Raw genomic sequence first — 7,685 nt, 5'->3', positions numbered from 1 at the left:
CGGGGGTTTGACAGTTGAATAAAGAAAAAAACCTTACAATGCCTATAAAAAGGCACTTTTTTTGTCAAATTTTTTAAATTTATTAGTGCTTGTTTGTGCTAGTTGTGATATAATAAAAAGAAAAGAGGTTTTTTATGTACGTAAATATCACAGGTAGTGCAAACAACAAAGATGTATATATTTATCAGTCCTTCCGCAAAGAGAATGGAAAAACTTCCTCCCATATCTATAAAAAATTGGGAAAGATGAACGATCTCCTCGCACAATTCGACAATGATAAGGATAAGATGATGGCGTGGGCCAGAAACGAGGCAAAGAAAGAAACCGAACTTTATAATCTGAAAAATGGAAAAGTATCAGTGGACTTTTCACAAGGAGCTCGCATCCTAAAAAATGAACAGCGCCTTTTTAATACCGGATATCTCTTTCTCCAGTCTCTGGTTACAGAGCTCCGGCTGGATAAGATCTGTCGGGCGATCAAAAGTCGTCACAAGTATCAGTATGACCTGCTCGCTGTTTTTACGGATCTGATCTATGCACGCATTCTCCATCCTTCCAGTAAATGTGAAAGCTATGAGTACTGCAAAACTCTGCTGGAACCACCAAAGTATCATTTGCAGGATGTTTACCGCGCCCTTTCTGTTATTGCAGAAGAATCCGATTTTATACAAAGTGAGCTATACCGGAATTCCAACTTTGTCCATCCCCGGAACAAAAAAATCCTGTACTATGACTGCACAAACTTCTATTTCGAGATCGAGCAGGAAGATGAACTACGCAAATACGGCAAAAGCAAAGAACACCGACCAAATCCGATTGTCACCATGGGATTATTTATGGATGCGGATGGAATTCCTCTGTCTTTCGATATTTTTCCCGGAAACCAGAATGAGCAGACCACTTTAAAACCGTTAGAGCAAAAGATCATCCGGGATTTCAACTGCAGCGAATTTATTTTCTGTTCAGACAGTGGATTGGGTTCCCACAATAACCGCCGCTTCAATAGTTTCAGCCACAGGGCTTATGTAATCACACATTCCCTGAAAAAAATGAAGGCGGAAGAGCGAAAAGAAGCGATGAATCCCACACAGTTCCGCAAGATAGGAGCACAGAAGTTCATCGACCTTCGTACACTGGATGAAACAGATGAAGAAATCTATAACTCCGTTTACTATAAGGAATATCCCCTTATAACAGGAGATATGGATGAGACACTGATTGTTACCTATTCTCCGAAATATGCTGCTTACCAGAGAAAGATCCGGGAAGGTCAGATTGAACGGGCGCAAAAGATCTTGGATTCACCAGGAAAAAAGAGAAAAGGAACAAACCAAAACGATCCTATGCGGTTTGTAAAGCGTACGACTATTACGAAAGATGGAGAGATTGCTGAAAAAACAGTGTATGGACTTGATCAGGAACAGATAGAAAAAGAAGCAATGTATGATGGGTTCTACGCAGTAGTGACGAATCTGGAAGGAGACGTGGGTGATATCATCCGGATTAATCAGCAGCGTTGGGAAATCGAGGAAAACTTCCGGATCATGAAAGATGAACTCGGCTCCCGTCCCGCATTTGTCCGCCGAGAAGATCGGATCAAAGCCCATTTCATGACTTGCTATATCAGCCTGATTATTTATCGGCTCTTAGAGAAAAAGATTGGGAACAGATTCACTTGTGACCAGATCATCCAAACTCTGCGGGCCATGAATATGACCTTTTTAAGTGCTGCCAGTGGTTATATTCCTTCGTATACTCGCACGGAACTTACAGATGCTCTGCATCAGAGTTTTGGATTCCGTACGGATTACGAGATCATTACGAAAGCCTCTATGCGAACAATCATTAAAAATACAAAAATTTTAAAAAGACCTGAAATATAGCACATATCGATGCAAGACAAGAAACGGCTACACCTCCCATATTTACTGGGTTTGTAGCCGTTTTTTTCTCTTCTAACTGTCAAAGACGGGAGTTTAACATACGGCTTGCATAATGTCAAAAAAATGCATCCTCAATTGACATTGAAGATGCATTTCAATATTTATTTAGTTTTTCCATTATATTTATATACTATATCGGAGGAAACATTCTGATTTTCATCGTTCCTGTAAGACCTTTACCTTTTCTCTATTGATCCTTTGGTCGATTTATTAAGACCTGCTTACTAAATCCATCCTCCTTCAATATTGTCTTTTCTATAACTAAAATCCTCTGTTTCCCTTTCATGGTTACATCGGTACTATTGCATATTGTAAAGAGCGCCTAAGTTATTATTCCTATAATTGTTCGCCCGCTGCAGTATCACTATCCAAATATTCCAGCCGTCTAATAAATTATTACTTCTATAACTATCTGCTCTTATTTATGAAATAATAATCTGTCTGATGTTTCTTTACACATCTTCAGAAATTTCGTTATATGTGGTATTCTTTTCCAATATATCTGCAAATGTAAAATCTAAACTGTATCCAGATTCTAATCGCTCCGATTCATCTTTTTATTCTATATTTTCTGGATGTTCTATTTTCGGTAAAGGTCTCTTTCTTCACAGGAACCTTCATTTGCCATACCACTGATATATTGATTTATAAATGATGATATACTGTCCATTGGACCCTTACCTCCTTGTCCTGTATTTTTAACCTAATCGAACTAATCTGTTCTTTTAGATAAATATCCTTTGAGATGTATTTTTTATAATCCGTATCTCTTTTGGATTGATTACATAATAGCACGGCGCCCCACATTTGTCAACACATTTATTGCATTTTATCTAAATAAATTTATTAATCCTTTGTTTTTGTATAATTTTCAGACTATTCCGTCAATTTATTGTATATGTGCTTCTGTTATTCTACTATATTTAGGTGATATATACATTTTCGAACGTTCTCTATATCCGTTTCCAGCCTCCCTGCAGTCATTCCGGCGCATGTCCTTCCTCCTCCTGCATACAGAAAGTATAGCTTTTTAAAGGATGACACGCTGTTCCTTCTCTATCTGGGGCAGTTGTTTTGCGAATGCCGATAGCAAAATAGAACATAAACAAGCTTGAGCTGACACTGCGGAAATCCACAAAAGAAATATGAACCCAAACAACAAAGAGGGCGCATGAACTGTGTATTTCACCTCACTCGTCAGAGCTTTTCTCCAGCTCCTCACTCACGCAAAACACGCATTTCACATATACTCTTTCGTCGCTTAAGTTCATATCTCTGTTTCTTTGCGTACTTCCTATAATAAATGTTACTCTTTCTATAAAAGATAGTTCATAAATGATATTTATCTTGTCGCTCTATAATAATTGATCAGGCATCCCTGCAAGATGATTTCCCTTTCTGCCTCTGTCAGATCTCCTAAGCGCAGCTCGATTTCTTGTAAGCTGTCTTTCACCACATACGCCTTGATAACATCAGCTTTTTCTTCAACTGCTCTGCGTACGTCCGGCACAAAGATATAATCTCCGTTTTTAAATGGCAATGCCTTATCATCCGCATCTGTTAAAAATGGAAGCATTCCCCAGTTGATCAAATTAGAACGGTATCTTTTAGTCGCATACTCATTTGCAATATTTGCCCATCCTCCTAATACCTTCTGACAGGATGCCGCTTGTTCACGCGCAGAACCATCTCCTGGTTTTACCGCGAATATCGTGCTTCCTATGCCTATATTTCCTTTCCCGACTTCCGGGTACATCTCTCTTATCTTTGTCATCACCGGCTTCAGCTCTTCCAAAACATCCAGCGGACATTTGCCTGCTTCGATCGCTTTCTGCGCAGCCTGTACTTCCTTTGCTCTTCCGACATATGCAGGATCTTTTCTGGACAATGCAAATTCCGCCAAGCCCAGAGGATTAGAACGATAAGATGAAGTCTCGCCGGAAGGGATCAGTTCATCTGTCGTTGTGACAGGATCGTGGATCTCAGACACTACTTTAACAACAAGATTTTGCGGCAGTGCAGACATGGCCGGCCAGTCTTTAATGTTCGGTCCAAACTGGATCTCTACACTTGCATCTGCTTTTCCCTTGCTGTCAAACACACGATTTGCATAAATATTCTTATCAAAATGATATTTCTGCCCTTTATATTCTACATCCATTGCCGTAGCAGGGGTCAGGAATCCTTTATTTGCTGCTGTCGCAGCAATAGAACGGGCATCCATCAATGCTACGGAAGAAATCTGTCCGCTCTGCAGTTTGGAGCCTTCGCGATTTGGGAAGTTCCTTGTTGTGTGGCGGATAGAAAAAGCATTATTTGCCGGCGTATCCCCTGCGCCAAAGCAAGGTCCACAGAAAGCTGTCTTTACAACTGTTCCAGCCTCTAACAGATCGGCAACAACACCATTTTTCACCAATTCCATATAGATCGGCGTACTTGCAGGATACACACTAAATGTAAAAGCATCCGCACCGATATTCTTTCCTTTTATAATATCTGCGGCAGCACATATATTTTCAAATCCACCGCCGGCACATCCTGCGATAATTCCCTGCTCTACATAGAATTTCCCGTCAACAACTTTATCCTGCAAAGAATACTCCACAGCACCGTCCAAACTTACAAGTGCTTTCTTCTCTACATCATGCAGTATATCTTTAAGATTTCCATTTAATTCTTCGATGGTATAGACATTACTTGGATGGAAAGGCATCGCGATCATCGGCTTGATCTCACTTAAATTAACATAGACCATTCCGTCGTAATAAGCTGTATTCCCTGGTTTTAATTCCTTATACTCTTCACTTCTGCCATGGATCTCATAAAATTCTTCAATCTTTTCATCTGTACACCAGATAGAAGACAGGCAGGTCGTCTCCGTCGTCATAACATCAATTCCAATCCGGAAATCTGCGCTGAGTTTGCTGACACCCGGTCCTACGAATTCCATCACTTTATTATTCACATAGCCATTCTTGAAAGTAGCTCCGATGATCGCAAGCGCAACATCCTGCGGACCAACTCCCTTTGCTGGTTCTCCATCCAGATAAATGCCTACAACCCCCGGCATTTTAATATCATAGGTCTTATTCAGGAGCTGCTTTACCAGTTCTGGTCCGCCTTCTCCCATAGCCATCGTTCCCAAAGCGCCGTAACGTGTATGACTGTCAGACCCCAGGATCATCTTTCCTCCTCCGGCAAGCATTTCACGTGCGTACTGATGGATGACTGCCTGATGAGGAGGCACATACACACCGCCATATTTCTTTGCGCAAGTCAGCCCAAACATATGGTCATCTTCATTAATAGTCCCGCCTACCGCACAAAGGCTGTTGTGGCAATTTGTCAGCACATATGGTACTGGAAATCTCTCCAAACCCGACGCGCGCGCCGTCTGGATAATTCCTACAAATGTAATATCGTGAGATGTCAATTTATCAAATTTAATCTGCAGGCTTTCCATATCAGATGCTGTATTGTGGGATTTTAAGATACCGTATGCGATCGTATTTTGAGCCGCTTCTTCTTTACTCATAGAAATCCCTGCATTTTCTGAGTCCTCTACTATCTCGGTGCCGTGCAGCAAATAGACACCTTTATCATACAATTTTATCATAGTGACCTCCTCTTTCTCGTTTCATTACTGTTCCTCATTTTAGCACGTAAAAGCGGGGCATGTCAAACAAAGACATGCCCCGCTTCTCTCCTTCTTTATACCAAACTCTTTCTTCAAGATGTACATTCCGGTATGTTCTGCCGGTATTCTTTAGGAAGTCTCTCATCTCCTGCCAAAAGCTGCTGGCAGGACATCATATCCAGACGGGAGTTTGACAGTTGAATAAAGAAAAAAACCTTACGATGCCTATAAAAAGGCACTTTTTTTGTCAAATTTTTTAAATTTATTAGTGCTTGTTTGTGCTAGTTGTGATATAATAAAAAGAAAAGAGGTTTTTTATGTACGTAAATATCACAGGTAGTGCAAACAACAAAGATGTATATATTTATCAGTCCTTCCGCAAAGAGAATGGAAAAACTTCCTCCCATATCTATAAAAAATTGGGAAAGATGAACGATCTCCTCGCACAATTCGACAATGATAAGGATAAGATGATGGCGTGGGCCAGAAACGAGGCAAAGAAAGAAACCGAACTTTATAATCTGAAAAATGGAAAAGTATCAGTGGACTTTTCACAAGGAGCTCGCATCCTAAAAAATGAACAGCGCCTTTTTAATACCGGATATCTCTTTCTCCAGTCTCTGGTTACAGAGCTCCGGCTGGATAAGATCTGTCGGGCGATCAAAAGTCGTCACAAGTATCAGTATGACCTGCTCGCTGTTTTTACGGATCTGATCTATGCACGCATTCTCCATCCTTCCAGTAAATGTGAAAGCTATGAGTACTGCAAAACTCTGCTGGAACCACCAAAGTATCATTTGCAGGATGTTTACCGCGCCCTTTCTGTTATTGCAGAAGAATCCGATTTTATACAAAGTGAGCTATACCGGAATTCCAACTTTGTCCATCCCCGGAACAAAAAAATCCTGTACTATGACTGCACAAACTTCTATTTCGAGATCGAGCAGGAAGATGAACTACGCAAATACGGCAAAAGCAAAGAACACCGACCAAATCCGATTGTCACCATGGGATTATTTATGGATGCGGATGGAATTCCTCTGTCTTTCGATATTTTTCCCGGAAACCAGAATGAGCAGACCACTTTAAAACCGTTAGAGCAAAAGATCATCCGGGATTTCAACTGCAGCGAATTTATTTTCTGTTCAGACAGTGGATTGGGTTCCCACAATAACCGCCGCTTCAATAGTTTCAGCCACAGGGCTTATGTAATCACACATTCCCTGAAAAAAATGAAGGCGGAAGAGCGAAAAGAAGCGATGAATCCCACACAGTTCCGCAAGATAGGAGCACAGAAGTTCATCGACCTTCGTACACTGGATGAAACAGATGAAGAAATCTATAACTCCGTTTACTATAAGGAATATCCCCTTATAACAGGAGATATGGATGAGACACTGATTGTTACCTATTCTCCGAAATATGCTGCTTACCAGAGAAAGATCCGGGAAGGTCAGATTGAACGGGCGCAAAAGATCTTGGATTCACCAGGAAAAAAGAGAAAAGGAACAAACCAAAACGATCCTATGCGGTTTGTAAAGCGTACGACTATTACGAAAGATGGAGAGATTGCTGAAAAAACAGTGTATGGACTTGATCAGGAACAGATAGAAAAAGAAGCAATGTATGATGGGTTCTACGCAGTAGTGACGAATCTGGAAGGAGACGTGGGTGATATCATCCGGATTAATCAGCAGCGTTGGGAAATCGAGGAAAACTTCCGGATCATGAAAGATGAACTCGGCTCCCGTCCCGCATTTGTCCGCCGAGAAGATCGGATCAAAGCCCATTTCATGACTTGCTATATCAGCCTGATTATTTATCGGCTCTTAGAGAAAAAGATTGGGAACAGATTCACTTGTGACCAGATCATCCAAACTCTGCGGGCCATGAATATGACCTTTTTAAGTGCTGCCAGTGGTTATATTCCTTCGTATACTCGCACGGAACTTACAGATGCTCTGCATCAGAGTTTTGGATTCCGTACGGATTACGAGATCATTACGAAAGCCTCTATGCGAACAATCATTAAAAATACAAAAATTTTAAAAAGACCTGAAATATAGCACATATCGATGCAAGACAAGAAACGGCTACACCTCCCA

Annotated in this window: 3 protein-coding genes; 2 read left to right on the top strand and 1 reads right to left on the bottom strand. The window is 40.9% G+C overall.

Going from position 1 to position 7,685, the window contains the following annotated elements:
- The first annotated feature begins 134 nt into the window (after positions 1-134).
- Positions 135-1,883 carry an IS1634 family transposase gene (locus BN3282_RS05645; protein WP_059067348.1) on the top strand — a complete coding sequence of 583 codons (1,749 nt, stop codon included), beginning with the start codon at positions 135-137 and terminating at the stop codon, positions 1,881-1,883.
- A 1,402-nt stretch (positions 1,884-3,285) separates the two neighbouring features.
- Here BN3282_RS05645 and BN3282_RS05640 read toward each other — a convergent pair.
- Positions 3,286-5,559 (bottom strand): hydratase, encoded by a 2,274-nt coding sequence (locus tag BN3282_RS05640; RefSeq protein WP_059067350.1) that lies wholly within the window; start codon positions 5,557-5,559, stop codon positions 3,286-3,288.
- 338 nt (positions 5,560-5,897) lie between these two features.
- On the opposite strand from BN3282_RS05640, the gene BN3282_RS05635 reads away from it, so the two are divergent.
- Positions 5,898-7,646 carry an IS1634 family transposase gene (locus tag BN3282_RS05635; protein ID WP_059067348.1) on the top strand — a complete coding sequence of 583 codons (1,749 nt, stop codon included), beginning with the start codon at positions 5,898-5,900 and terminating at the stop codon, positions 7,644-7,646.
- Positions 7,647-7,685: the final 39 nt, after the last annotated feature.

The sequence above is a fragment of the Mediterraneibacter massiliensis genome (genome assembly GCF_001487105.1).
GTDB lineage: Bacteria > Bacillota > Clostridia > Lachnospirales > Lachnospiraceae > Mediterraneibacter > Mediterraneibacter massiliensis.
The sequence above is the reverse complement of the archived record's forward strand: the minus strand, read 5'-3'. Positions and strand labels throughout refer to the sequence as shown.

What these genes read in the sequence shown, in the direction of transcription:
- BN3282_RS05645 (WP_059067348.1), top strand. Translation starts at nt 135, where the DNA reads ATGTACGTAAATATCACAGGTAGTGCAAACAACAAAGATGTATATATT.
- BN3282_RS05640 (WP_059067350.1), bottom strand. Translation starts at nt 5,559, where the DNA reads ATGATAAAATTGTATGATAAAGGTGTCTATTTGCTGCACGGCACCGAG.
- BN3282_RS05635 (WP_059067348.1), top strand. Translation starts at nt 5,898, where the DNA reads ATGTACGTAAATATCACAGGTAGTGCAAACAACAAAGATGTATATATT.